This is a genomic window from Agreia sp. Leaf335, assembly GCF_001423605.1.
Taxonomy (GTDB): domain Bacteria; phylum Actinomycetota; class Actinomycetes; order Actinomycetales; family Microbacteriaceae; genus Agreia.
This window is the reverse complement of sequence record NZ_LMOQ01000003.1, coordinates 48766-72495: the sequence shown is the minus strand read 5'-3', so window position 1 is coordinate 72495 and position 23730 is coordinate 48766. Positions and strand designations below refer to the sequence as shown.

The following is a 23730-nucleotide window of genomic DNA, read 5'->3' as shown; positions in this document are numbered from 1 at the left end:
CTACTTGTCGCACATCGACCTAATTTGGCGAAGTTAGGTCGATGTGCGCCACGTCGAGTCGCGATTCAGGGTCGTTCGCTGGTCGAGTGACTCGACGCCGTCAGGGGCACGTCCACCGTGTAGGTGCCGACCGGCCACAGTGCGTCCGGCCTGACAGCCTCTCCCGCGCTCAGCACTGGAAATTCCCCTTCCCCTTATCCACGCAACCTTCCCGGTCGAACTGCCCATTCTGCGTTCCGCCGTCGGGAGCCGAGTCGACCACCGAGGTGCGCACCGCCGTGAAACTCGTCGTCGTTCCGGCAGGGAAGCCCCACTCCTCGTCCGTCAACGCCACCTCGCGTTCGCCGATCAACGCTCCGGTCTGCGTGTCGATGATCAGGTCCTGCCGCGAGTTGTCGGCCGACTCCACCCGACCGATCGAGATGCCTGTGCTCCCCTCGAGGTTGGCCACCTGCTCTGTGATCTCGACCGAACCATATCGAGACGGGGGCGCCGGCCGAGTTGCCCGAATCTGCCGCCTCCCGAGCCACCGAGGCGGCAGATTCGGGTAACTCGGCGCATGGCGGGGGGGGCTTTCTCGTGCGGCGTGTCCCTGCAAGACTGCAGGCATGAGCACCGCTGGCGACGACGAGAATTCGACCCCGAAGAGGTTTCGACGCCTGCGGTTCAATCCTCTTCGCGAGATCCTGCCGTACGTCTGCATCGTCGTAGGTATCGTGGTGGCGGCGCGGAATGGGTTCACGTTTGCGGGAGACGACGGCGTACTGGTGATCTGCAGCCTCGCCCTCGTCGCGGTCGGCGTCATCGCCGTTCCCGTCAACCTGTGGATGAAGAAGCGCGACCTCTGACAGCGCGTGCCTATGTCATCGAACGGGGTCGCGCATCCGATCGCTAGTCGAGGGCCAGCTCCGCTCACGGTCGACTGTCAGTGCACGTACTCCGGAGAGAAGTAGTCAGCCTTGATCACGAGGAATGGACCCTTGGTCTTCGACGTCAATGAGACTGTGCGCGGATCCCAGAACGAGCCGGGCAGGCGTGATTGAGGGGTTGTTCCTAGTTCGTTTTTCAGATCTTCAGGGGTGGTCCCGTCGGGCGGGCGCACCGTGATCAGCGTCCAGCATCCGCCGGAAGCGCACTCGGTGCTGACCTGTGTGACTTCAGTCCCATCAGGAAGAGGGACTGCTGAGACAGGCGGCGAGTCCCATTCGGACGCGCCTATTAGGAGGAGTCCGACACGCGCCGCGTACAGCACTGCAAGCACGGCGACGACGACCAGAGCGACGATGAGGTAGGGCCGCGCGCGGCTGCGTGGGTCGCTCATAACTGCGACTCTACTCAGAGCTCGTCGAGACGAACGCGGCCAGCCGGTCTCTCTGACGGCTGGCCGGCCGGACGCCGCGTAGGATCTTCGAGTGCCCCTCCAACCGCTGTACCTCGAGTGGCTGCACGAACCCGATGGCAGGGTTCTGCGCGCAAGGGGTGCCCATCTGAGGCAATCACGGATCACGTGGACCATGACCCTGCCGAAAGCGCTCGGCCATCTGAACGCCGCATCGATGCTCTGGTACCTCACCGTTGCGCTCATCTCGATCGACATCGTGATCGACAATCAGCACGACGGTCAGGTGCTGGGCAGCGATTGGGGCAGCCTGGCCTGGATGGTCGGAATCCTCGCCGTCTGGATCGTCATCGCCGCCCGCATCGCACGAAGAAGACGCAGTAAAACCAGCTCGCGGGCGACCGTCACGGAGTGGCGCCAGAACCTCACCGCTCTCGCCAACGGCTTCGAGCCGCAGCCCTCGCAGCGGGCTACCTTCTCGTCGATGATCACCGCAGACCGCGACGCGGTGCTCGAAAACCCGCGCTTTACGGCATCCGGTCTCGAATTCGGCTCTCTCACGACCACGCGACCGGGCAGCCCGACCTGGCACTACCTGGCGGTCACCCTGCCTGCCCCGCTGCCGCACCTCGTGCTCGACTCCACGTCGAACAACTCGTCGCGCAGCGATCTGCCCGCGGGGTTCGGGCCGTTGCAACGCATCTCGCTCGAGAGGGAGTTCGACCGGTCGTTCGTGACCTATGCGCCCGTGGACAAGCGCGCCGACGCCCTCTACGTGCTCTCGCCCGAGGTGATGTCCGACCTGGTCGAGTACGCCGGCGACTACAACGTCGAGATCGTCGACGACACCCTCGTGTTCTTCACGTCGGCTCCCACCGACTTCACCGACGCACAGACCTGGATCGCGGTGCAGACGCTGATCGACAGCGTCGTTCCCCGCCTCGCTCAGAGAACGCAGCGTTTCGTCGACGAGCGACTGCCCCGGCCACATCGCTCACTTCTTCCTGCGTTCGAGTTCGCCGCAGCGGAGCCCGTCACTCAGCGCGTTGCGCCGGCCGTCACCGTCGGGGTGCTCGCCAACGCCCCGGTTCCGCTCATCGCACGAAGCGGCCGGCGCTTCGTGCCGCAGAAGCGCAGGTGGCGCGTGAGTTCCTTGCTGCTCAACGTGGTCGCCTTCGTTGCCTACTTCGTCGCCTACTTCGTGCCGATCGTGCTGATCTTCGCAGCGGTCCTGACGATCACCGATGGGCGGCCGTAGCCGCGACATCTGTGCCGCCGCCGGCGCTCACTGCCACCGACGATCTGCACCGGCTGACTGCCCATCAGGTGTCAGCGCAGCGGTTTGATCATTTCCAGGGTGCGACGCTCGGTGAATCCGAGAGGACGTGTTCGACCGGTTGGCGCGAAGCCGTGACGGTCGTAGAAACGGCGCGCAGGAGTGCCGTGCTCGTAAACGTAGAGCCGCAGGGAGTCGCCACGACCCGCTGCCCAGGTGAGGATCTCGTGGAGTAGGGCGTCTGCAACGCCATAAGAGCGTCCACGAAAGTCAGGAGTCACGTACACCCCGGTCAGGACTGGGTCGAGACCATCCTCGTCTACACTCTGGGCGCTCATTATCCCGATCCAACGCTCGGTGCCATTTTCGATCGCGACCATGCTGGTGGCCTCGTCTGACTGTCCTCGTCGGGCCCGAGCGCGCCAGTCGTCTTCCGCCAGGCCCAGCGTCGTCTCGAGAGTGGCGCCGAACGAGATCGGGTTGTCGGTCGCGTTTTCGATGCGGAGGTCACGAAGATGCTGCCAGTCGTCCTCGCTTGTCGTACGAACGAAGAACGGAGCGGCTGTCACGCAACAACGGTAACGGCCCGAAAGGTACCAAGCCAGCACCAACGTCTTCGGGCATTGATTATGAAACGGTATGCGGGAGGTCTGGACGCGTCCGGCTGAGCACAGGTGCGGTAGCCTTACCGCAGAGGGAAAAATCCCGTCAGGCTCCGGCCGACGGAAACGCACAAGCGTCTCATGGGAGTCGCCACTTCTTCATCGAAGGAGTGCGCCCATGTACGAACCCACAACCTCCCCAGCCACAGCGGCCCCACCGCAGCGTCTCCGCCACGCGTGGATTCCGCTGGCCGGCCTCTCTGCGGTGTTCCTGTTCGAGATGCTCGACAACTCCGTCTTGAACGTGGCGCTTCCGACCATCGGGCGCGAGCTGACGGCGTCCACCGCTTCGCTGCAATGGGTCTCCGGTGCGTACTCGGTCGCGTTCGGTGGTCTGATGCTGCTGTTCGGCGCGGTCGCGGACCGTGTCGGTCGGCGTCGGGTGATGCTCCTCGGCCTGACGCTGCTCGCGGTGGTGAGCATCCTGACCCTGTTCGTCACCTCGGTGGAGCAGCTGATCGCCGTGCGGGCTCTGATGGGGGTCGCCGCGGCGATGACGACGCCGGGATCGATGGCGTTGGCGTTCCGCCTGTTCGACGATGACGATCTACGCGTGCGCGCCCTGACGGTCATCTCTACAGCGGGGCTGGTCGGCTTGGCCGTGGGGCCCACGATCGGCGGATTCGTGCTCGCCGTGGCACCGTGGCAGGTGCTCATCGTCGCCAATGCGCCCATCGCGGTGATCGCCTTCCTCGGGATCCGAGCCGGGATCGCCGCCGATCGTCGAACCGACCTCCACCGCGATCCCGTCGACGTGATCGGTGCCGTCCTGGGCACGGCGTCCGTCGTCGGCGTCCTCCTCACGCCGACCCTGTTCGTCGCCGGCACCGATGTCGCTCTGGCCTGGGGTGCAGCGGCGGCCACCGTGGCCGCAGTGGTCGGCTTCGTCGCCCGAGAGCGCACCGCGCGCCACCCGATGCTGGAGCTTCGTCTCGTCGCACAGCCGCTGGTCGCCAGCGGCCTGGCCTACAAAGCGGCGGCCGGGCTCGCGATGGCCGGGTTGTCGTACATGGTGACGCTGCAGTTGCAGTTCGCCTGGGGTTGGCCACCGGCCCTCGCCGCCGTCGGCACGCTGCCGCAGGTCGTGGTGCTCCTCGCAAGCGGCCGCTTCGTCGGTCCGTTCGTGAAACGGGTGGGCCTCGATCGAGCGGCCTGGATGAGCGCTGCCGCCGTGGTCGCCGGTCTCGCCGTGTTCGCGCTCCTCGGCCGACTCGGTTACCCCTGGGTGCTGGTCGCCCTCGTGCTCGTCGCCGCCGGGATGCGGGTGGTCGGAGTCGTCGCCGGAAACAACGTGCTGCGCGGCCTTCCTGGGGATCGCACCTCCATCGGGGCGGCTATGGTCGACACGGCCAGCGAGATCGCGACCGCTGTCGGGATCGCCGCGACCGGCACGATCCTCGCCGCTCTCGTCGGCAGCAGCATCGCGACAATGACCTTCAGCCCGAATCAGCTCGCGTCATTCCAGCAGGCGATCCTCATCGCGGGCCTGACCATCACCGCCCTCGCGGCCGCGCTCGTCTGCATCGGTATCCACCGTTCGCGCCGCACCCCCGCCCAGCCCACCACCCAGGAGCCTTCCTATGTCTGACCTCATGCCCCGCCCTCCGTTCGATCCTGAGCTCGCCACGTTCCTCGCCGCCCTCGAGGCACGCGGGCCGTTCACGCTAACCACCGAGATGCTGCCCCGGATGCGCGGACTCGACATCACCGAAGAAGCGCTCGATGAGCGGCTGCGGTCTCGCGGGTACGAGCGGCGCACGATCACGGCGCCTGGGCACCTCGGGGATCCGATCACCCTCGCGGTCATCCAGCGGATCGGCAGAACCGGAGCCACGAGCGCGGTGTACACGATCCACGGCGGCGGAATGATGTTCGGCCACTACCTCGGCAACCTCGATTCATACGACGACTGGCTGCTGAACGACCATGACGTCGTGCTCATCAGCGTCGACTACCGCCTCGCCCCCGAGTACCCCGACCCTTACCCTGTCGAGGACTGCTACGCCGGGCTCGTCTGGGTGCACGCCCACGCCCACGAGCTCGGCATCGACCCCGAGCGCATCGTGATCGCCGGGCAGAGTGCCGGCGCCGGGCTCGCCGCCGGCACCGCCCTGCTCGCTCGCGACCGAAGAGGGCCGGCGCTCCTAGCGCAGATCCTGGTGTCACCCATGCTCGACGATCGCGACTCCACCGTTTCGACGAGACAGATCGACGGCGTCGGGGTCGCGGATCGGCAGATGACCCGCTTCGGCTGGGACGCCTACCTCGGCTCCCGCCGAGCCGGCGAGGATGTCTCCGTCTACGCCGCACCGGCGCGGGCGACCGACCTCTCCGGACTCCCGCGCACATACATCGACTGCGGAAGCGCGGAGGTCTTCCGCGACGAGACGGTCGCTTATGCCAGCGGTTTGTGGGCTGCCGGTGGTGACGCAGAGCTGCACGTGTGGCCGGGAGCATTCCACGGCTTCACGAGCATGATGCCGACCGCCGCCATCTCGGTGAGCGCAACCGCAGCGCTGGCCGACTGGACCCGGCGACTTCTCGGTTCAGGCGCCCGCTGACGGGCCCCAAAGGGGCGAGTGGGGCAGGAGCCACTGCCTCGGCATCAGTGCCCGGGCTTCTGTTCTCCGTTTGGGTCACAGTCCTTGAAACCTTCGACGACCCGGAACCGTGGAAGTTCGACCTGCAGGTCACGCACCAAGCTTTCGCCCTCGGCAATCCACTGCCTGCCGATTTCGGCATCCGGCCACCAAGCGTAATGAGGTCGCGATTCATTCGCTCAGCTCCCGAGCGTCGAGCGCCCGCTGAGGGATCGGTTGAGGGGCGCTTGCCCCTCACTGGACGCTACGCGCGCGGGAACCAGGAACGCCCGCGACGCAAAGCAACCCGCAGACGGCCGACGGCTTCTGACGACCCGGCGCTACCCACGTCTTGAAACGAGCCCATCCCTCCTCGATACAGCCCCAAAGCCTGTGCTGACGCCCGGCGAAGTGCCTGCTGATCCTCAATGCCTGCAAACAGCTGCTCGAGCCAATCCGAGGCTTGGTCCCGTGGTCCGTCCTCTTCCGACCGCGCTACGACGCGAAGCTCGGCTATTGCGGAGATGATTTCACGCCTGACCTCATCGACGGTGCTTCGCCTCACGCTCACCCCGACGAGTTTACGAGCAGCGGGCAGAGCGCGCTGGGCAATCGGCTTGCGTGCACCGCCCGTGACATCGAGCGCTGCAGCAATGTGACCATCTATCGCTGCGACTCACACGCCGCCATTGGATGGTGCTCATGTAGCGGTAGCCAAACGGGCACCAGCTCGACTGCGCAGAACGAACTACCCGTTGAGGGCTCGTCGAACGGGCGCTCCGCGAGATTGGTCAATTTTTCGCTGCGTTCTGATGCCTCCGTAGGCTTGACTGTCAAGGGTGAAGCGTGAGCGCAAACCCATAAAGGTCCTTTTGGTGGCCATCGCTATTGGGAGTGGCTTAGTTGTTGCTGCGGAGTTGATTCTCCTCGCCCTAGGAAGCGGCAGCTGGTTACCACTAGTGGGTTCTGCCGTCATGGGAATCGGAGCTACCTCTGTCCTTCTGGAACTCCGTCGCGCACGACACCAACTAGACCAAACCGTGCAGCCGACCTCGTCTAGCCGCGAGTGACCTGAGTAGTTGCACAGCGCTCTACACGGAGGGCTTGCAAGACGCCGGTCCTACGGGCACTTGCATGACGGCTCAAGGCGAAGCGCCCGATGAGGGGTCGTCAAGGACTCGCTGTGATGGTCGCGTCACGAATCGACAAAGGTCTGGTTCTCTGGCCCACGGTCGTGTTGACTTTGTTGGGCGAAGTCGGCTGCGATCGAGCTACGCCTGCCTGACCGGCCGCCGGCGCGGTCGGCGCCGATCAACAACTAGTACGAGCGGGGGGCTCCTCACCTAGTTGTCTGTAGTCCCCCGTACGGAAGGGTTGTCTATGCGTGTTTCTCCTCGGATCTGGATCGGCTTGGCGATTTGGGCCGGCTACGTGCTTGTCATCTTCGTCGTGTCGACCCTGAGCGGTGTGCCCTTCCCCGAGATCGGCACATCCGCTGAGTCGACCTGGCGTGGGGCGGTGCTCGATTTGGCCGTCGGTGCTGTCGGGCTCGTGATTGTCGCGACGTTGCTGGGCTGGTGGCGCCCTGCCCTGTTCGAGCGCCGACGGTCTCAGCACAGGTGGCCGGTATTCGTGCCGATCATCATGCTCGTCGCCGCTGTGTTGAACCTGATCAACACGGACTGGTCGCAGTTCGATGCCTCGTTCGTGTTTGCTTTAGTGGCGCTCGGGGTGCTTGTTGGGTTCAACGAAGAGCTGATGGCCCGGGGCCTGCTGCTGACCGCCCTGCGGTCCCGGCTAGGTGAGGGCTGGGTCTGGTTTCTCTCGAGCGCCCTGTTCGGTGTTATGCACCTCGTCAACGCTGCCCTCGGCGCCCCTCTGGCGGGCTCGCTCCTGCAGGCAGCGCTGGCGTTCGCCTCGGGGACTGCGTTCTACATCGTGCGTCGCGTCACCGGCTCGCTGATCTGGGCCATGCTGCTACACGGCCTGTGGGACGTGTCGGTGTTCTCCGTGAACCACGCTCCGATCTCGACCGCGCTCGGGTCGCTTCTCGGACCCGTTGTCGGCGTCCTCTCGCTTGTCGTCGTGTACTGGGTCATCAAGGGAACCGACGAACGAACGCACGCGGTCGACGCGCCTCTGCGGAATGGGATATCCGATGACCAGGGAGCCCATTAACACCAGTGCTGCAACGCGGGTGCCACAGCGATTCCGAGTCAGCCTCGTCGCCGCTGGGGTCTACATACTGGTGGCTGGGGGGGCTCGCCATCCTGTTCAAGCTGATTACTGAGACGATCGAGGGGTGAGCGAGGAGTCGAAGACCACGTGGGCCAATCCTGAGCCGCCGGTCCATCACGCGATCGCGCTGTGGGCGGCGAGCTGCGCAGAGCGCGCCCTGCCGATCTTCGAAAAACAGCGACCAGGTGATGATCGCCCGCGCGCAGCGATCGAAGCAGTGCGCGCGTGGGAGCGCGGCGAGCTTCCGATGACGGCGTGTCGCACGGCTGCATTCGCAGCTCACGCGGCCGCTCGGGATGCGACCACAGCAGGGGCGCCGGCAGCCGTCGCCGCCGCTCGTGCAGCCGGCCAGGCGTGCGCTGTGGCCCACATGTTCGACCACTCGCCGCACGCTGCGGCATATGCTGCGAAAGCCGTTGGCCTCGACGGGGGCGGCACCGTCGATCAAGAAGCCGAGCGAGTCTGGCAATGGGAGAGCCTCGCCCCCGAGCTGCGTCCCATCGGATTCCCTAAAGGTCTCTAGCAAACTGCCGATTATGAACGCTATGGGAAGTCCATGTCGAGCCCGGAAGGCTTGCTACAGAGGCCATGTACTGCGCACTCCAGAACGCGCCACAATACCTGTATGACCAAGAATGCGAACGCGCTGAAGAAGCTGATGTCGGCCCTTGAGAAGCACTCCCGTGTGGCTAATGCAGACAAGAGCTCGATGAAGCAGATCGAGCGCGCTACGACGCGCGTGCGAGAAGCGGCCAGCCTCTATTTGTCGTCGCTACCCGCCAAGAAGGCGATGCCCAACCCGTTCCTCGACGTGCTGGATGATCGTCTTGACGAAGACACCAGGGCCACGCTGGCCGCTGAGTGGAACGAAGCTGTTCAGAAGATTCAGGAGAAGTCGAAGAAGTAGGGCGCCTGCGAATCGCGTGCGGCGCTTCGGTCAATCAGCGTTCTCTGTCGTCCCACACGAACAGGCGAGCTGCGAGCAGTGACATCGCCACGGTGCACCCTGCCATCATCAGCCACAGGATCGGAACCGGCAGCATGGTCGCCGACCCGACGAGGTCCGCGCTCGCTGCCTGCACGAACCACGATGACGGAAGCCATTGAAGGATCACCTCGATCCAGTCGGGAAGTATCTGCTTCGGGAACACGTCGCCGGACGCGAACATCACCACGATGGGCACGATCACGGCGATGCTGTTGATGAACTCGGTATTGCGAGAGCGAGATGCCAGCAGGTACGCGAACGAGAAGAACATCGCGAGACCGAGCACGAACGAGACGAGCAAGCTCAGCACTCCGCCGAAATCCAAGTACCCCATGACGATCGATACCACGACGACGACGGCTGCCACGATGAGGCCTGCTGCGGCTCGCACGGGGGTTTGGGCCGCTATGAACGTCAGCTTCCGCAGCGGGGTGGTGCCGAGCAGCCGCAGCGTTCCGCGCTCGCGCATGGCGACGAGCGGAAGCGCCGTGCCCATGAACGTGATGGCCATGAATCCCAGAGCCGCGATCGTGGCGAGGTTCGCTCGAACGAGATCGGATTGCACGAAGCCGGTGTCGTCGACGACCGAGATCTTCGAAGAGCTGACGCCGGCTCCCTCGAGCGCGTCCACGATCCCGAACCAGTACGGCGGATCCGCCGTATCGACGACGACTATCGCGGACTCACCCTGAACGGTGACGGTCGCGTTAGACCCCGCGGTGGCGAGGGCGATGCCGGCGTCATCGAATGCAGCCTCGACCGAGGAGACGGAGCTTGCGTCACCCGAGACGCTGACCACGGGCGCCGGCCGTCCCGCCACGTTGACGGCCTGGTTGATCCCGACGATGAGCAGGAACAGAAAGCCGACCATGAACAAGATCGAGAAGGAACCCTTCTTGTTCCGCACGAGTTCCTTGGCGCTGGCCGAACTCAACTCGACGAAGGCCGATCGTGGCGTGTCGCTCTGAACCGCGCTCATGCCCGTCCTCCTGCGCTATGTCCGTCGAAGACAGGAATCGTGCCGTCTCCGGTGAGTTCCAGATAGACGTCTTCGAGAGTGCGGAGCTGCACGTGGAAGCCGCGGGCCCGTAGCGTCGGACTGAACGTGAGCTTGCGAACGACGTCGTCTGGATCACTGGTGCGGACGACGACGCGGGTGCCCGACCCGGTTGCGTCGACGCTGACCTCGCTCGTTTCCAGGTGGTGCCGAAGGGATGCGAGATCGACGGCCTCGTCGATGACGAACGACACCGTCGCCCCGCCGATACGATCCCGCATCAGCTCGTCCGGCGTGCCGACGGCACGCAGTCGACCCCCGGCCAGAATCCCGACGCGGTCGCACAGCTCTGTAGCCTCCTGCATATCGTGCGTCGAGAGCAGCACGGTAATGCCTCGGTCGCGTGTGCTTCTGATGAGGTCATGGAGGGAGCGTTTGGCCTGCGGGTCGAGGCCCGCAGATGGCTCGTCCAGAACGACGAGCTTCGGCCTGCCGACGAGGGCTGTTCCGATGAGGAGGCGGCGCATCTGCCCACCCGAGAGATTCCCGGCTCTCGTGTCGCGCTGCTCTCGCAGGCCGAGCCGTCCGATCAGCGCGCCCACATCATCCGGCGAGGAGTGGAACGAGGCGTACAGGCGCAAGGTCTCGGCGACCGTCAGCGTTTCGAAGAGGCTAGCCGCCTGCGGTTGCACCGACATGTAGGGGGTGATGGCGGCACGACTTTTGGTCGGATCGGCGCCGAACACGCGCACCGTTCCGCTGTCGACCGCCCGGAGACCGGCAATGCTCTCCAGCAGAGTCGACTTACCCGCGCCATTCGGGCCGAGCAGCCCGAAGATCTCGCGAGAGTCGACACTCAGCGACACGTCGTCGAGCACCACTTTCTTGCCATAGCGCTTGACGATCGAGTCGACGATCACCGGCCAGATGCGAATCGTTTGTTGCATCGTTACCTCTCACGCAGCACGGTGCTGTTCCCGATAACTCAGACGCTACGGGCGTGCAACAGCACGGCGCCTCCCTCGTGAGAGGGAGATTCCATACGGCAAGGGATGAGATCGCCGGCGCACGTGGTGTACGGAGCGGCCCGGCACCTCAGCTCCGAGGCGCGCCCTTGCGTTGCTCCCTCACGGCGAACACGAACAGGGCCGCAGCCAGTGCAAAGAACGCGGCGCCCAGGGCCCACTGGTTGAGCAGTGCCATCGCAACGCCCGCGATGAGAAAACCCACCGCGCCGATGTACCAAAGAATCGTCGTCATGTTTCATCCCTTCGAAGCGGCGTCGTTACCAGGGGACAGTGTTGCAGCGGGCCTTCGGCAAGTCAGCCCCTTGTCACGAGAAAGTGATCTCGATACGGCTGCTCGTTCCTGGCACGGCCCCTCGATCCGCACAGGTGCTCAGCCCAGCGGAACCGGCTCCACGGCCACCCCGAAGTTGTCTTTGAACACGGCGTCTGGGTCGACCTGTGCCTTGATCGCCCGGAGCCGGGCCAGCGTGGCGGGCGGGAACGCCTGCGCCACGATCTGCTCGCCCGTTCTGCTCTCGAAGCTCAGATACAGGCCATCGAAGTGCGAGGCCAAGGAATCCCACAGCTGCTCGAAGCGCGCGCTGCGACCGACCGAGGTGATCGAGAAGTTGGCCGATCTGTGGGCGTACGCTGTCGCATCCGGGGCCACGTCGTTGATCGCGCCGCCCACCGGGCGGATCTGGAACCACGGCGCCGAACCCGACGTCGCCAGAGCGGCCGCGGCCCGCGCGGTCGGCGCATCCAGGTGCTCGACCAGCCCCGAGCGGAACGACGGCTCGCCCTGGCCGTTGTGCGCGACATCCGAGGCGTTCGCCATGACCGCGGCGTACGGAAGCAGTTGCACCTGCTGGCCGACCAACGGAGCGAGCTCCGCGAACGGCTGCAGGCGCGCGATGATCGTGTCGGGGTCTGAGGAGTTCACCACTCCGTACATCTGCGCGGTCGCGGGCTCGGCGGGGCGACCACCGCTCAAGATGAGGAACAGCGTGGTGTCGCGCGGCGACTCCTCTTGAAGGCGACCGAAGTCTTCGAGGAACTGCGCCGCGTCGTCGACCTGGAACGCGAGCTGCGCCCATCCGACGTCGCCCACCTCATCGGCCACGAACTCGAACGACACCACGATGCCCACATTCGCTCCGGCGCCGCGCACCGCCCAGAACAGCTCGGGGTTCTCGGTCGCCGACGCGTGCGCCAGCGTTCCGTCGGCCAGCAGCACATCCGCCGCCACCATGTGGTCGATGGTCAGCCCGTGATCGCGGCCGAGAAAGCCCACGCCGCCGGCGGTCGCGAGTCCGCCCACACCGACTCCGCCATAGTCTCCGCTCGAGAGCGCCAGGCCGAAGGGCTGCAGGGCGGCGGCCACGTCCATCCATCGCGCGCCCGGACCGACGCGCACGAGCCTATTCTCGGGGTCGACTACCTCGATCTCGTTCAGCTTCTTGAGGTCGATGACGATGCCGCCGTCATTGGTGCTGCGGCCGCTGATTCCGTGGCCTCCGCTGCGCACACCGAGCGGCAGCGACGGGTGCTTTCGCGCGAACGCCAGGGCGTCGCGCACCTCATCGACGTCGCGCGGGCGCAGCACGAGGCCGGGCGCACCGCCGCGCATATAAGTGGAGCGAACTCCCGCATACGCCGTGTCCCCCGGCTCGATCGCACTCTCCCGCAGCGAGTAGGGCAGCTCGTCGTAGGCGATGCCCTCGCGCCGCTGCGCTATCGCGCGGGCCGGCCGGATGCTGTCGGTCGCGACGATCCCGCTCGTCGCCCTCGCTTCGGCGACGGCTTCGCGCAGCTGCGGCATCGTCTCTTCGGCGAAGCGCTGCAGCACCGCGGGGTCGTCGCCCATCACGATGAACGTGCCGATGCCGTCGTCGAGCGCCATGCCCGCGAGCTGGTCGAGGCTCTCAGTGCCGGTGATGTTGAGCAGGCGTCGGATCTCCGCGGGATTGCGCCCCGCTTCTGCCGCCGCGTCGTCGATGCGGGCGTTGCCCGATTGCAGGTCGCCCGGCTTGAGGTAGGGCAGGCTCGGCAGCCATCCATCGCCCTTCTCGCCGGTGAGCCGCAGCATGCGCGGCTTGTACGCGCCCACCCAGATCGGGATGTCGTGCGCCGGGGCGGGACCGCGCTTCGCTCCGTTGACGGGGTAATACTCGCCGCCCTTGAGCAGGGCGCGCTCGCCCGCCGCCCACGTGCCGCGCATGATGTCGATGGCCTCGCTGAGGGCACCCACGGCCTGACCCGGGGTCAGGCGTCGCCCACCCATCGCCTCGATCGCATCCCAGAACCCGCCGGCGCCGAGGCCGAGGTTGAAGCGCCCGCCGCTGAGCAGGTCGAGTGACGCGGCCGCGCGGGCCGTGACCGGCGCTGGCCGCAAAGGTAGGTTCAACACGTTAGGCGAGATCTGGATGCGCGTGGTCGCCGCCGCGACGTACGACATCAGGGTCCAGGTGTCGAGAAACGACGCCTGGTAGGGGTGGTCTTGAAAGGTGACGAGGTCGTAGCCGAGCGTCTCGGAGAGCTGCGCGAGCTGAACCGCACCCTGGGGCTGTGCCGCGGTTGGTGTGACGAAGGTGCCGAAACGGAGGGTGTGTCCGTAATCCATGGGTCAGTTCTCTTCTGCGGGAGCCGCGTCTTGGTGCGCGGCGGCGGGCCGTTCTTCGGCCGGGCGCTCTTCGGCAGGGCGCTCTTCGGCGGGGCGCTCGAGGTTGCTGGCGGCCCACTGGCCGAGCTGTTCGAGCAGGGGCAGGAGCTGCTCCCCCTGCGACGTGAGCGTGTAGGTGACGGCAATCGGGGGCCCGGCGTCGACGCTGCGGGTGAGGAGGTTGACCTCGGCCAGCCCGGTGAGGCGGTCGGAGAGCATGGCGTCGCTGATGCCCGGAACACCGCGCTTGAGCGCCGCGAACGAGAGCGGTCCGTTGCCGAGCGTCGAGAGCAGCATGCCGTTCCACCGCTTGCCCAGAATGCTGAATGCCAGGCTCACTGCCGCGTCGCAGGTGTGCAGATCATGGGTAGAGGCGGCAGGCTTCGGAGTCATGCGCCTCACAGTACGCCGCTAGCTATTGAATAGCAACTCTGAAATACAGAGCGACGCGCGGAGCGGAGCTCAGCGATTCGTCACCACACGCTCCCTCTAACGTGAATAAGAGCATTGGGCGACAATGGATGCGGCGAGGGGGGTGACATGGCAGAACGATGGAAAGCTGCTGCGGCGCGAACCTTCACCACCCGACGACTGCGCTACGTGAGTTTCATCGCGCCGTTCTTCTACATTGCGAGCTACCTCTTGTTCTACACGCTCGACCACAGTTGGCCGTGGCTCGTGGTCGCCATCCTCTTTTTCGCAGTCACGATCGCGGCCACCCTAACGATGCGGTACCGCGCAAACCAGCCGACCATCCCCGTCGAGACCGACGAGCTCGACGACGTCCCGTCGGATTCGGACAAGACCCGGTGACGCCGAGAGGAATCCGCATGAACGACGTCAGCGAGGCGTACTCGGCCCGGGCGGCCGAGTACATCGAGGCGCTCGGAGTCGTCGAGGCCATGCACCCCTCAGACGCAGCGCTTATCACCAGCTGGGGCACTCAGGTCGACGGCCCGGCGCTCGACGTCGGATGCGGCCCCGGCCATTGGACCGCCTTCCTCGCCGAGCGCGGCCTCGACATTCGCGGCGTCGACCTCACGCCCGCGTTCATCGAGCACGCTCGCGCCACTTACCCCGACGTGCGATTCGCGACGGGAAGCGTCGAGGCGCTCGACGCATCCGACGCCTCACTCGGCGGCGTGCTGGCCTGGTACTCACTGATTCACCACACGCCGGATGCGATCGGCCCGGGCCTCGACGAGATCGCGCGTGCCCTGCGGCCCGGCGGGCTCCTGCTGGCGGGGTTCTTCGAGGGCGCGATCGTCGAGCCCTTCGACCACGCCGTGACGACGGCCTATCGCTGGCCGACCGCCGAACTCGGCGAGCGGTTGCGCGCATCCGGATTCGAGATCGTCGAGACGCACACCCGCACCTCGCCGAAGACACGACCACACGCGGCCATCGTCGCGCGACGCATCGAGGTGTGAGATATCGCCCCGCGCGAGCTGAATGAAGGGCGGTTTCTCACGCCTCGCCGGTCACACCTCGCCAGTCACGCCTCGAGCAGCTGCCGCACCGTCTTCGGCTCACGCCCCAGCAGGCTCGCGAGCAGCGGGTCGGTTCCGGCGAAGAACCCCGCGGCAGCAGCCTGGTACATGCCGAGCATGAAGCGAGCCACGAACTCCGGCTGACCGGCCGCAACCTGGGCCGCGATCCAGGCATCGTCGTCGAGCACGCGCAGGCGCACGTCGCGACCGACCGCATCCGATGCCATGGCCGCGATGTCTGCAAACGTCGGCGCGGCACTCGCGGTGAGCGTGACGGCGCCGTCGTAGCCGCCGTTCGACGCGAGGATCACCGCGGCGGCCTCGGCCGAATCCTCGCGTGCCGTCCACGACATCGGTCCATCGGCAGGCACGACGATCATGCCGGATTCGCGCCAGTCGCCGAGGCTCCAGTTGAGGCTGTGCGCGTAGAAGCCGTTGCGCAGCGAGGTCCATGCGATTCCGGATGCGGCCAGCAGCTGCTCGGTGGCGGCATGGTCACGGCCGGGCGCGAAGGGCGTGTCGGGCGCGGCACCCTGATGGCTCGTGTAGAGGATGCGCCCGACGCCGACCTGGGCGGCGGCATCGATGGCGGCGCGATGCAGGCTGACGGCGTCAGCCGCGGGGTCGCTCGACGAAACGAGCAGCAGCTGGTCTGCTCCGTCGAACGCTGCCGGCAGCGAGTCCGCATCCGCATAGTCGGCTCGGCGCACCTCGATGCCGATGTCGCCGAAGCGCTGGGCTTTCGCGGTGTCGCGCGCTGCCACGACGAGCTCGCTCGCAGGGACACGCTCGAGGAGGTGGTCGACGGTGGCGCCATTGAGGGCTCCGGTTGCTCCGGTGATGATGATCATGAGAAGGCCTTTCGCGTAGTCGATCTTGTGTTATCGATGGAATCGTTTAAACAGTAGCACCGGAAACATTCTGTGGTAACACTCGACTGTTATCGTCGTTACGTGGAGAAATCGACTCGAACAGCCGGGCAGGCCGACACGCGCGCCCGGATCATCGCCGCCGCTGCAGGCCTCCTCCAGAACGGCGGACCGACCGCCGTCACGACGCGAGCCGTGGCAGAGGGAGCCGGCGTGCAGGCTCCGGCGATCTATCGCATCTTCGGCGACAAAGACGGTCTTCTCGAGGCCGTGGCCGAACACGTGATGAGCGAGCTCGTCTCAGCGAAGGCTGCAACCGTGCAGTCCGCGGCAGAGAACGACATCGACCCGCTCGACGATCTGCGCGCCGGATGGCAGAACCAGATCGACTTCGGCCTGGCCAATCCAGTGCTGTTCCGCCTACTGAGCGACCCGTCCCGCGCCGAGAACTCCCCCGCCGCGCAGTCCGGGCTGCGCATTCTCGAGGCTCGCGTACACCGCATCGCCGCCGCCGGCCGCCTTCGCGTGAGCGAGAACCGGGCCGTGGGCATCATTCAGGCTGCGGGCACGGGCGCCATCCTCGCAATGCTGGCGACACCCCTGGAGCAGCGCGACAACGCACTGCCCGACACGATGTATGACGCCGCTCTCTCTCAGATCCTCACGGATGCGACGGGGCCGGTCACAGACGACACCCTCGCGACGACCGTGGCCTTCCGTGCCGTCGCTCCGCAGCTCGAATCTTTGACCACCGGCGAGCGCCGACTTCTGCTGGAGTGGCTCGACCGAGCGATCGCGTCGTAGGGGCACCTACGCCATCAGCGGTAGCCGCCCCACGATCTTGTCGATGCGGTTCTTCGGCCCGACGAGACTGACGGCCAGGTACTCGATCCCCTCGGCCTCGCTCGACGACATAGCGCCGAGATACTCGTCGTAGACCCGGGTGGTCTGGGCGGCCTCGGGCATGTCCGCCACGAAGGTCGCCTCGTGCGCCTCACCCTTCGCCCGGATGGCTCGCAGGGTCTCGGCGTCGGCGGTCAAGACCGAGCAGCCTGCCCAGGGCAGACCCGGATGCGTCTGGCCGGCCGCATCCACAGCATCCGGCCCGAGAAGGCCGCCCACCGCCGCGACCGTCGCGCCCGCCACGCACACCGCGGCGTTGACCGCTCGCCCGGCGGGAATCGAGTCGTTGATCACGACGACCCACTTCAAACGCGCAGCTCTCGTGGGAGCAGAGGTGTCGATCTCGTCGTCGGTGAAGCCGATTGCAGATGGAGAAGAGTCAGACATGGATGCTCCGGATCGTGAGTGAACAGCAATACCGGCACAGCGTACGATCATCGATAGGTGCGGCGCTGGAATTCCGTACTTAATGCGGTGGAGGAGAGCGTATGGCCGACATGGACGAACTAGACCTCGCGATTCTTCGAGAATTGCAGTCAGATGCACGCAAGACGAATCGCGACCTGGCCGCCTCTGTCGGCGTCTCACCCACCACCGCCCTCGAGCGCACACGCAGCCTCCGTGCACGCGGCATCATCACGGGTGCCAGCCTCGAAGTAGACCTGGGTTCGATCGGCCGAGGCGTGCAGGCACTGGTGGCGGTCCGCATCCGGCCACCCTCGCGCGAGGTGATCGAGGCGTTTCGCGACTGGGTGAGCGGGCTACCCGAGACCCTCGGCGTCTTCGTCACCACCGGCAACGATGACTTCATCATCCACGTCGGCGTGCGCCACAACGACGACCTATACGCCTTCGTCATCGACCGGCTCACCCAGCGCCGCGAGGTGGCCGACGTGCGAACGACCGTGGTCTACGAGCACATCCGCAACAGGGCTGTGGTGCCGGCGGGGTCGACGACAGGTCAGGGCAAGCGAGGCTCGTAGTCGGCAGCTACGCCCCTCGCGGCAGGATCACCCACACGCTCGCGCCGCCGAGAGGCGAGGTGTCGATGCCGATGCTGCCGCCGTGCGCATCCACGATTCGGCGGCATGTCGAGAGTCCGATACCGAGACCGGGAGTCTCACTCGAGACGTTGCGCTCCATCAGGCCGAACACCCGCTCGCGCTGGTCATCGGGAACGCCGGGGCCGTTGTCATCGACCGTGATACGCCACGTGCCATCCAGCGCGTAAGTCTTTACTTCGACCTTCGGGTCGACACCCGCGGCGTGACTGAACTTCACCGCGTTCGCGACCACGTTCTGAAACAGCGCGCGCAGCAGGGTCGGGTCTCCCGACACCCGCGCGTCGGCGTCGACAGACACGACGGTCTCGGTGATGCGGATCGCCTGGTCGAGGTCGTCGAGCACAGCGGTCATCAGCTCGTCGAGGTCGATCTCTTCTCGGCGCGGGCGCGATCCGCCGAGACGCGCGAAATCGAGCAGGTCGGCGATCATGCTGTCCATGCGCGTGGCAGCCGCATCCGCCCGAAAGAGAGCGGCGGCGACCATCGGTGCGGCCACCACCTCGGGGCTGTCGGCGGCGAGTTCGATGAAGCCGGCGACAGCGGTGAGCGGATTGCGCAGGTCATGACTGACCTGACCGGCAAAGCGTTCGAGCTGCTCATTCGATCTCTCGAGCTCGCGGGTGGCCCGACGCAGCTCGAGCACATCGACGATCTGGCGCGCGATCAGCGCAAGACAGCCGCTGAGCTCGTCGGTGAGATCGCGGGTGACATCGTCGAAGATGCAGATGGTTCCGATGGGCACGCCCGCGGGCGTGATGAGGGGACTCGACGCGTAGAAGCGCACATTGGCGAGGGCGCCGGTCACGAACGGGTTGGATGCGAAACGGTCGTCGTTCGTCGCATCAGGCACCACGAGCAGGCCCGGCGTCTGAAGGGCCACCGCGCACATCGACTCCTCGATCGAGCACACGGAGGGCTCGAAGCCGGCGGCCGCGACCTGGTACTGATTCTCGTCGTCGATCAGGTTGATCACCGCGGTCGGAACCGCGCACAGAGTCGCGGCCAGTTGAGCGAGCCCCTGCAGGTCTTCCTCGGGAGATGCTCCGAGAATCTCGTACTGCGCGATCGCATCGCGTCGGGTCACGTTCTGCACTGTCGACACTGAATTCCCCCATGCACCGCCAATGGTGCGTCACTGGCCATTGTTTCAAGATTCCGGGAATTTCGCTCAGTAATCGACGACGAGCGGATGCCGGGCGGTGCGGATTGTCGCGACGTGGCCGTCGAGCGCGCGCACAGCGGGCGAACGCGCCGTCGCGAGTGGCGCGTTCGCCCGCCGACGGCGCGCTCGACCCCTGCGACGAGAACCTCGCTCGAGAAAGTACTTGCCGTTTTGGCAAGTACTTGCCATGATTGAGGAAACGACGAGGAGACCTCTCATGGAGAACAGAACACCCGTAGCCCCGGCCGACGCGCGACTGCTGCTCGACCAGGCCGACCGACTCAGCAGATCGGCGCACAACGCCACGCGCTGGCCCTACATCACGTTCATCCTGTCGCTCGGAGTGGCGACGTCGATGGGCACGCTCGCCATGGGCCTCACGACCGGCAACGCGTTCGGTCTGGCCTACTTCGGCACTCTGACGGCGACGTTCGCCCTGATCATGTTCTTCATGATCTCGATCCGCGGTCGCTCCGCGTTCTCACGCGGCCGCCGCTGGACCGGCTACATCGCGGCCTGGTTCGTGACCTATGCTGCGGCCATCTCGGTCGTGATCTGGGCGCACGGATCGGTGCTCTGGTCGGGCATCACGTCGGCCCTCATCCTGCTCGTGACCATGGCCTGCGCTGCTCGCGAGGCTCGCCCGTGACCGCGGTCGAGCAGCACCCGCGTCACCGCCTCGACGAGTTGCTGCAGAACCCCGTTCGCTTCTCGATCGTGGCCGCGCTCGACCGCGCCTCGACCCTCTCGTTCAAAGAGGTACGCGACGCCGTCGAGGTCACGGATTCTGCCCTGAGCAAGCAGGTCTCTCTGCTCGAGGGCGCCGGATACCTGGCGGTCGGAAAGTCCTTCGCCGGAAAGATGCCGCGCACCTCGCTCACGCTCACCAAGCAGGGCCGCTCCGCGTGGAAGTCCCACCTCGCGACGCTCCGCGAGATCGCCGGGCTGGAGTAGCCGCAGCGAGCGCGCTCGCGTCGAGAGCGAGCCCGGCCCGAGCGCGCCGTCAGCGGGCGAGCGCGCCGTCCTGCATGGCGCGCTCGCCCGCTCGAGGCGCGCTCATCGCACGGGACCAGGCGCACGGCTGGCACAATGGCTCGATGCCCGAACCCGCACTCGTTCCCGAGCTCCTCGTCACCGACCTCGACGCGAGCCTCGCCTTCTGGCGCGACACGTGCGGATTCGCGGTCTTGTACGACCGGCCCGAGGAGGGCTTCGCCTACATCACGCACGGCTCCGCACACCTCATGCTCGAGGAGATCGGCGACGGTCGGCATTGGATCACAGGCCCGCTCGAGGTGCCGTTCGGTCGGGGCATCAACTTCCAGATCAGCGTTCCGGATGCCGACGGCCTCGCCGCCTCGATGTCCGCGGCGGACATCCCGTTCTACCTGCCGCTCGAGACCACCTGGTATCGCGTCGGCGACGAAGAAACCGGTGTGACGCAGTTCATCGTCGCCGATCCCGACGGATACCTCGTGCGCTTTCAGTCGTCGCTGGGCCGCCGCCCACTGCGCGTCAGCGAGGCGTAGGAGGAACTAGCCCCGCGTCCGCGAGCGCCGTGATCTCAAATGCACAAGAACTCTTGCGCAATAGTTCTTGTGTAGTTACGGTGGGGCTATGACCCCCGCACACGAAGGCCACAGTCCGCTGACCTCGGCCGCCTCGATGCGCGTCCTCGCGCATCCGACCAGACTCACCCTGCTCGGCCTTCTGCGTGAGCGCGGGCCACAGACGGCCGCGCAGCTCGGCGATATCGTCGACGAGGCACCGGGCACGGTCAGCTACCACTTGGCCAAGCTCGCATCCATCGACCTCATCGAACCGGCCGAGCCGCAGAGCGCCGACAAGCGGGAGCGCTGGTGGAAGGCGGCCGCTCCGCTCACCAGCTGGGACATGGCCGAGCTGCTCGACGACCCGGAGAAGGCGGCCGCATCGTGGGCGCTGCAGAAGTCGATCGGGCAGGCGTATGCCGCCCGCTTCTCCGACTACATCGACGCCGCACCGACGATGCCGCGCGAATGGATCGAGGCCGGCGCGACGGGCGACCGCGTGCTGCGACTCACGGCGCACGAACTCGCCTCGCTGACCACCGAGGTCGAGGCTCTGGTCACTCGCTACGCCGAGACGAGCGCGGGTCGCACCGACTCCGACTCCGACACCGCGCCCGTGTCGGTGGTGTACCAGGCCTACCGCCGCCCGTGAGCACCGCGCCGCCGACAGCATCCCGTGGCCAGCGACGGCGGGCATTCGGGTCACTGTCGGCCCTGCTCGCAGCCCACGCCATCTCGCAGACCGGCAACGTCATCACGACATTCGCCATCCCCTTCTACGTGCTCGGTCTCGGCGGATCCGGGGTCGAAGTGGGAATCGCCGCCTTCTTCTCCACCGTGCCGATCGTCGTGGGCGGAGCGCTCGGCGGGGTGGTCGTCGATCGCGTCGGGCATCGCCGAGCCGCCATCGTCGCCGACGTGATCAGCGGAGCCACCGTGCTGGCGATCCCCTTGCTCGCGCTCACGGTCGGACTGCCGTTCTGGGCCCTTCTCGTTCTCGTCTTCGCCGGGGGCCTGCTCGACACCCCCGGCCAGACCGCGCGCCGGGTGATGCTGCCTCGGCTCACCGAACGCGCGGGCATTCCGCTCGAGCGCAGCGTCGGCCTGCTCGACGGCTCCGAGAGGCTGGCCCGTCTGATCGGCGCCACACTCGCCGGACTGCTCGTCGCACTGATGGGGCCGATCGCGGCGCTCTTCGTCAACGCGGCGACCTTCGCCGTCTCAGGCCTGCTCACCCGGGCCTTCGTGGCTGCTGCTCCCGTCGAGCCCGCTGCCGAGGCGAACGCGCTCGCTGCGCCGAGCGGCTACTGGAGGGACCTCGCCGCGGGGCTTCGCTTCGTCGTCCGCGATCCGCTCATGCGACTGATCGTCGCGCTGGTGCTGATCACGAACCTGATGGATGCCGCACGCAGCTCGTCCTTGCTGCCCCTGTACGCGAACGATCGGCTCGGCGGCGCGGCCGCGCTCGGCCTGCTCGTCGCGGTGATGGGCGGATGCGCGCTGCTTGGCAACATCGCTTTCGGATTCGTTGCGCATCGCGTCGGGCGTCGGGTGACACTCGCCGTGTGCTTCGCTCTGGCCGGGGGCCCGGCCAGCGCCGCGTTCGCCCTCGACGCTCCCCTTCCGGTACTGGTCGCGGCCACCGCTCTGGGAGGACTCGCCGCCGGGGCCGTCAACCCCATCCTCGGGGCGGTGCAACTCGAGCGGGTTCCGGAGCACATGCGAGGCCGGGTATTCGGCCTCGTGAATGCCGGGGCGTGGGCGGGGGTGCCTTTCGGAGCCTTACTCGGCGGAGTCGCTGCCGACACCATCGGACTCTCCTGGGCCTTCGGCATCATCGCGGTCGTCTACACGCTGGTCACCTTGACCCCGCTGCTCGGCGGCTCGTGGCGACAGATGGAGAGGCACCCTTCGCCGAGCGTCAGTTCGCGGGCACCACGTCCCAGTGCTCGCGAATGAGCTTGCCGTCGACGCGGAAGATGTCGGCCGCAAGGAACGGATCGCTCGCCTTCGCGCCGGCGCTCTGCGAGAAGGTCCAGACGAGGTCGCCGTCAGAGAGCGAGATGGAGGACTCCTGGGCGGGGAACTTCGTGGAACCCGAGAAGAAGCCCTTGAGCGCGGCCGTGCCATTGGGGGCCACGGAGTTGTGCTGCAGGTAGTTCGGGTCGAACGAGGTGTCGAGCACCGACACGTCCTGGTCGCGGAACAGCGTGTTGTAGGCCCCGACTGCGAAGGTGCGGTTCTGCTCCTCCTGGGCCTCGGACACGGATCCCGGCTTGGCGGCGTTGGCGTACAGATCACTGAACATGGTGTTCGTGTTTCCGCTCGCCGGGGTGCCCGTTGGAATCGGCTGCGAGAACGACCACCGCTCGACGATCTTGCCGTCGGTCACGCGGAAGAGGTCGACCGCGGCCTCTCCGCTTCGCTCATCGTTGGGGTCGGAAGCGATCTGCCAGTGCACGGCCACGAGATCTCCGTCGGCCGCCTCGTGCTTGACAACCGCCTGCGCGTTGGCGACACGGGTGTGCGCCGCCGCGAACTGGTCGAGCAGTCCGCCGGGGCCCGCGGTGAGACCGGAACCGTGCGCCACTGCGTCGGGGGCGACCACGGCCTCCGCCTCGGCCTTGGCCTTGGCCGACGTGGGATCGGGGAAGACATCCGCGATGAGGGTGAGCACCGCCTTCTCGTTGGCCGATTCGACCGTCGAATTCGAGCGGTCCGCGCTCGTTCCGCCGCTCGAGGTCGTGTCGACCACCGCGGCCGCCGTCGGGCTGGATGACGTGTCGCCGGTCGATGAGGCCGAGCCGGCAGTCGAGCATCCGGCAAGAATGGCGACGCCCGCAACGGCTGCTGCCACTCGGGTGACCATGCTGAGGGTTCCTCTATTAGTTGTCATGACAACTATTCTTCCGGCGCCGACTGGGAGTGGCCCTACAGTCCCATG

General features: G+C 66.5%; 29 protein-coding genes. 16 read left to right on the top strand and 13 right to left on the bottom strand.

Features of this window, described 5'->3' with window-relative positions; genetic code table 11:
• Positions 1-169 precede the first annotated feature (169 nt).
• Positions 170-451, bottom strand: coding sequence for a hypothetical protein (locus ASF79_RS10710; protein ID WP_055854906.1), 282 nt, complete (start codon positions 449-451; stop codon positions 170-172).
• 157 nt (positions 452-608) lie between these two features.
• Between ASF79_RS10710 and ASF79_RS10705 the strand changes: the two genes are divergently transcribed.
• Positions 609-848 (top strand): hypothetical protein, encoded by a 240-nt coding sequence (locus tag ASF79_RS10705; protein WP_055854903.1) that lies wholly within the window; start codon positions 609-611, stop codon positions 846-848.
• A 77-nt stretch (positions 849-925) separates the two neighbouring features.
• On the opposite strand, the gene ASF79_RS17350 is transcribed toward ASF79_RS10705, so the two are convergent.
• Complete coding sequence (locus ASF79_RS17350) at positions 926-1321, bottom strand: hypothetical protein (protein ID WP_156366225.1); 396 nt, start codon at positions 1319-1321, stop codon at positions 926-928.
• A 91-nt stretch (positions 1322-1412) separates the two neighbouring features.
• Here ASF79_RS17350 and ASF79_RS10700 point away from each other — a divergent pair, with 91 nt between their 5' ends.
• Entirely contained in the window at positions 1413-2597 is a 1185-nt protein-coding gene (locus ASF79_RS10700) for a hypothetical protein (RefSeq protein WP_156366224.1), read from the top strand.
• A 71-nt stretch (positions 2598-2668) separates the two neighbouring features.
• Here the strand turns inward: ASF79_RS10700 and ASF79_RS10695 are convergent, their stop codons facing one another.
• On the bottom strand, positions 2669-3184 hold the full coding sequence (locus ASF79_RS10695; protein ID WP_055854898.1) for a GNAT family N-acetyltransferase: 516 nt from the start codon (positions 3182-3184) through the stop codon (positions 2669-2671).
• 211 nt (positions 3185-3395) lie between these two features.
• Here ASF79_RS10695 and ASF79_RS10690 point away from each other — a divergent pair, with 211 nt between their 5' ends.
• Entirely contained in the window at positions 3396-4865 is a 1470-nt protein-coding gene (locus tag ASF79_RS10690) for an MFS transporter (RefSeq protein WP_055854896.1), read from the top strand.
• Positions 4858-5838: an alpha/beta hydrolase gene (locus tag ASF79_RS10685; RefSeq protein ID WP_055854893.1), complete on the top strand. Its 981-nt coding sequence runs from the start codon at positions 4858-4860 to the stop codon at positions 5836-5838. Before ASF79_RS10690 ends, ASF79_RS10685 begins: the two co-directional genes overlap by 8 nt.
• 283 nt (positions 5839-6121) lie before the next feature.
• Here ASF79_RS10685 and ASF79_RS17875 read toward each other — a convergent pair whose 3' ends face one another.
• Positions 6122-6421: a DUF6966 domain-containing protein gene (locus ASF79_RS17875; protein WP_442853863.1), complete on the bottom strand. Its 300-nt coding sequence runs from the start codon at positions 6419-6421 to the stop codon at positions 6122-6124.
• 815 nt (positions 6422-7236) lie between these two features.
• Between ASF79_RS17875 and ASF79_RS10680 the strand changes: the two genes are divergently transcribed.
• The 3 genes from ASF79_RS10680 to ASF79_RS10670 all read left to right on the top strand — a co-directional run bounded on the left by ASF79_RS10680 (position 7237) and on the right by ASF79_RS10670 (position 9001).
• Positions 7237-8034 (top strand): CPBP family intramembrane glutamic endopeptidase, encoded by a 798-nt coding sequence (locus ASF79_RS10680; RefSeq protein ID WP_235500735.1) that lies wholly within the window; start codon positions 7237-7239, stop codon positions 8032-8034.
• Positions 8035-8158: 124 nt separating this feature from the next.
• Positions 8159-8617, top strand: coding sequence for a putative immunity protein (locus ASF79_RS10675; protein WP_055854890.1), 459 nt, complete (start codon positions 8159-8161; stop codon positions 8615-8617).
• Between the two features lie 102 nt (positions 8618-8719).
• Positions 8720-9001: a hypothetical protein gene (locus ASF79_RS10670; protein WP_055854889.1), complete on the top strand. Its 282-nt coding sequence runs from the start codon at positions 8720-8722 to the stop codon at positions 8999-9001.
• 34 nt (positions 9002-9035) lie between these two features.
• Here ASF79_RS10670 and ASF79_RS10665 read toward each other — a convergent pair whose 3' ends face one another.
• From ASF79_RS10665 to ASF79_RS10650, 5 genes are all read right to left on the bottom strand, one after another.
• A complete protein-coding gene (locus ASF79_RS10665) occupies positions 9036-10061 on the bottom strand; it encodes an ABC transporter permease (protein WP_055854887.1) in 1026 nt (341 codons plus the stop codon).
• Positions 10058-11026 carry an ABC transporter ATP-binding protein gene (locus tag ASF79_RS10660; protein ID WP_082495836.1) on the bottom strand — a complete coding sequence of 323 codons (969 nt, stop codon included), beginning with the start codon at positions 11024-11026 and terminating at the stop codon, positions 10058-10060. The genes ASF79_RS10665 and ASF79_RS10660 overlap by 4 nt, the downstream gene beginning before the upstream one ends.
• Before the next feature lie 148 nt (positions 11027-11174).
• Entirely contained in the window at positions 11175-11339 is a 165-nt protein-coding gene (locus tag ASF79_RS17345) for a hypothetical protein (protein ID WP_156351762.1), read from the bottom strand.
• A 138-nt stretch (positions 11340-11477) separates the two neighbouring features.
• A complete protein-coding gene (locus tag ASF79_RS10655; protein WP_055854882.1) occupies positions 11478-13709 on the bottom strand; it encodes an LLM class flavin-dependent oxidoreductase in 2232 nt (743 codons plus the stop codon).
• A gap of 3 nt (positions 13710-13712) precedes the next feature.
• On the bottom strand, positions 13713-14141 hold the full coding sequence (locus ASF79_RS10650) for a winged helix-turn-helix transcriptional regulator (protein ID WP_082495835.1): 429 nt from the start codon (positions 14139-14141) through the stop codon (positions 13713-13715).
• Positions 14142-14288: 147 nt separating this feature from the next.
• Between ASF79_RS10650 and ASF79_RS10645 the strand changes: the two genes are divergently transcribed.
• Together ASF79_RS10645 and ASF79_RS10640 are read left to right on the top strand one after the other, a co-directional pair.
• On the top strand, positions 14289-14561 hold the full coding sequence (locus ASF79_RS10645) for a hypothetical protein (RefSeq protein WP_055854881.1): 273 nt from the start codon (positions 14289-14291) through the stop codon (positions 14559-14561).
• A 17-nt stretch (positions 14562-14578) separates the two neighbouring features.
• The gene (locus ASF79_RS10640; RefSeq protein ID WP_055854879.1) at positions 14579-15178 is read left to right on the top strand and encodes a class I SAM-dependent methyltransferase; all 600 of its coding nucleotides are present in this window, start codon (positions 14579-14581) and stop codon (positions 15176-15178) included.
• A 65-nt stretch (positions 15179-15243) separates the two neighbouring features.
• Here the strand turns inward: ASF79_RS10640 and ASF79_RS10635 are convergent, their stop codons facing one another.
• Positions 15244-16089, bottom strand: coding sequence for an SDR family oxidoreductase (locus ASF79_RS10635; protein ID WP_055854877.1), 846 nt, complete (start codon positions 16087-16089; stop codon positions 15244-15246).
• A 102-nt stretch (positions 16090-16191) separates the two neighbouring features.
• Between ASF79_RS10635 and ASF79_RS10630 the strand changes: the two genes are divergently transcribed.
• A complete protein-coding gene (locus ASF79_RS10630; protein WP_055854874.1) occupies positions 16192-16911 on the top strand; it encodes a TetR/AcrR family transcriptional regulator in 720 nt (239 codons plus the stop codon).
• A 6-nt stretch (positions 16912-16917) separates the two neighbouring features.
• Here ASF79_RS10630 and ASF79_RS10625 read toward each other — a convergent pair whose 3' ends face one another.
• The gene (locus ASF79_RS10625) at positions 16918-17397 is read right to left on the bottom strand and encodes a DUF2000 domain-containing protein (protein WP_055854871.1); all 480 of its coding nucleotides are present in this window, start codon (positions 17395-17397) and stop codon (positions 16918-16920) included.
• A gap of 101 nt (positions 17398-17498) precedes the next feature.
• On the opposite strand from ASF79_RS10625, the gene ASF79_RS10620 reads away from it, so the two are divergent.
• Positions 17499-17993 carry an Lrp/AsnC family transcriptional regulator gene (locus ASF79_RS10620; RefSeq protein WP_235480564.1) on the top strand — a complete coding sequence of 165 codons (495 nt, stop codon included), beginning with the start codon at positions 17499-17501 and terminating at the stop codon, positions 17991-17993.
• 7 nt (positions 17994-18000) lie between these two features.
• Here ASF79_RS10620 and ASF79_RS10615 read toward each other — a convergent pair whose 3' ends face one another.
• Complete coding sequence (locus ASF79_RS10615; RefSeq protein ID WP_235500734.1) at positions 18001-19158, bottom strand: sensor histidine kinase; 1158 nt, start codon at positions 19156-19158, stop codon at positions 18001-18003.
• A 295-nt stretch (positions 19159-19453) separates the two neighbouring features.
• On the opposite strand from ASF79_RS10615, the gene ASF79_RS10610 reads away from it, so the two are divergent.
• From ASF79_RS10610 to ASF79_RS10590, 5 genes are all read left to right on the top strand, one after another.
• The gene (locus tag ASF79_RS10610) at positions 19454-19885 is read left to right on the top strand and encodes a hypothetical protein (RefSeq protein WP_055854865.1); all 432 of its coding nucleotides are present in this window, start codon (positions 19454-19456) and stop codon (positions 19883-19885) included.
• Complete coding sequence (locus tag ASF79_RS10605) at positions 19882-20190, top strand: winged helix-turn-helix domain-containing protein (RefSeq protein WP_055854863.1); 309 nt, start codon at positions 19882-19884, stop codon at positions 20188-20190. The genes ASF79_RS10610 and ASF79_RS10605 overlap by 4 nt, the downstream gene beginning before the upstream one ends.
• A 143-nt stretch (positions 20191-20333) precedes the next feature.
• Complete coding sequence (locus ASF79_RS10600) at positions 20334-20765, top strand: bleomycin resistance protein (RefSeq protein ID WP_055855997.1); 432 nt, start codon at positions 20334-20336, stop codon at positions 20763-20765.
• 88 nt (positions 20766-20853) lie between these two features.
• The gene (locus ASF79_RS17705) at positions 20854-21438 is read left to right on the top strand and encodes a winged helix-turn-helix domain-containing protein (RefSeq protein ID WP_055779517.1); all 585 of its coding nucleotides are present in this window, start codon (positions 20854-20856) and stop codon (positions 21436-21438) included.
• On the top strand, positions 21435-22745 hold the full coding sequence (locus ASF79_RS10590) for an MFS transporter (RefSeq protein ID WP_235500733.1): 1311 nt from the start codon (positions 21435-21437) through the stop codon (positions 22743-22745). The genes ASF79_RS17705 and ASF79_RS10590 overlap by 4 nt, the downstream gene beginning before the upstream one ends.
• Here ASF79_RS10590 and ASF79_RS10585 read toward each other — a convergent pair.
• Positions 22708-23682 carry a nuclear transport factor 2 family protein gene (locus ASF79_RS10585; protein WP_055854857.1) on the bottom strand — a complete coding sequence of 325 codons (975 nt, stop codon included), beginning with the start codon at positions 23680-23682 and terminating at the stop codon, positions 22708-22710. The genes ASF79_RS10590 and ASF79_RS10585 overlap by 38 nt on opposite strands.
• Between the last annotated feature and the right edge of the window lie 48 nt (positions 23683-23730).

Excerpts from the sequence above, each read along its gene's own strand:
- ASF79_RS17345 (WP_156351762.1), bottom strand. The coding sequence starts at position 11,339 with ATGACGACGATTCTTTGGTACATCGGCGCGGTGGGTTTTCTCATCGCG.
- ASF79_RS10670 (WP_055854889.1), top strand. The coding sequence starts at position 8,720 with ATGACCAAGAATGCGAACGCGCTGAAGAAGCTGATGTCGGCCCTTGAG.
- ASF79_RS10585 (WP_055854857.1), bottom strand. The coding sequence starts at position 23,682 with ATGACAACTAATAGAGGAACCCTCAGCATGGTCACCCGAGTGGCAGCA.
- ASF79_RS10640 (WP_055854879.1), top strand. The coding sequence starts at position 14,579 with ATGAACGACGTCAGCGAGGCGTACTCGGCCCGGGCGGCCGAGTACATC.
- ASF79_RS17350 (WP_156366225.1), bottom strand. The coding sequence starts at position 1,321 with ATGAGCGACCCACGCAGCCGCGCGCGGCCCTACCTCATCGTCGCTCTG.
- ASF79_RS10625 (WP_055854871.1), bottom strand. The coding sequence starts at position 17,397 with ATGTCTGACTCTTCTCCATCTGCAATCGGCTTCACCGACGACGAGATC.
- ASF79_RS10680 (WP_235500735.1), top strand. The coding sequence starts at position 7,237 with ATGCGTGTTTCTCCTCGGATCTGGATCGGCTTGGCGATTTGGGCCGGC.
- ASF79_RS10635 (WP_055854877.1), bottom strand. The coding sequence starts at position 16,089 with ATGATCATCATCACCGGAGCAACCGGAGCCCTCAATGGCGCCACCGTC.
- ASF79_RS10690 (WP_055854896.1), top strand. The coding sequence starts at position 3,396 with ATGTACGAACCCACAACCTCCCCAGCCACAGCGGCCCCACCGCAGCGT.
- ASF79_RS10650 (WP_082495835.1), bottom strand. The coding sequence starts at position 14,141 with ATGACTCCGAAGCCTGCCGCCTCTACCCATGATCTGCACACCTGCGAC.
- ASF79_RS10620 (WP_235480564.1), top strand. The coding sequence starts at position 17,499 with ATGGCCGACATGGACGAACTAGACCTCGCGATTCTTCGAGAATTGCAG.
- ASF79_RS10655 (WP_055854882.1), bottom strand. The coding sequence starts at position 13,709 with ATGGATTACGGACACACCCTCCGTTTCGGCACCTTCGTCACACCAACC.
- ASF79_RS10610 (WP_055854865.1), top strand. The coding sequence starts at position 19,454 with ATGGAGAACAGAACACCCGTAGCCCCGGCCGACGCGCGACTGCTGCTC.
- ASF79_RS10645 (WP_055854881.1), top strand. The coding sequence starts at position 14,289 with ATGGCAGAACGATGGAAAGCTGCTGCGGCGCGAACCTTCACCACCCGA.
- ASF79_RS17705 (WP_055779517.1), top strand. The coding sequence starts at position 20,854 with ATGACCCCCGCACACGAAGGCCACAGTCCGCTGACCTCGGCCGCCTCG.
- ASF79_RS10665 (WP_055854887.1), bottom strand. The coding sequence starts at position 10,061 with ATGAGCGCGGTTCAGAGCGACACGCCACGATCGGCCTTCGTCGAGTTG.
- ASF79_RS10600 (WP_055855997.1), top strand. The coding sequence starts at position 20,334 with ATGCCCGAACCCGCACTCGTTCCCGAGCTCCTCGTCACCGACCTCGAC.
- ASF79_RS10685 (WP_055854893.1), top strand. The coding sequence starts at position 4,858 with ATGTCTGACCTCATGCCCCGCCCTCCGTTCGATCCTGAGCTCGCCACG.
- ASF79_RS10705 (WP_055854903.1), top strand. The coding sequence starts at position 609 with ATGAGCACCGCTGGCGACGACGAGAATTCGACCCCGAAGAGGTTTCGA.
- ASF79_RS10660 (WP_082495836.1), bottom strand. The coding sequence starts at position 11,026 with ATGCAACAAACGATTCGCATCTGGCCGGTGATCGTCGACTCGATCGTC.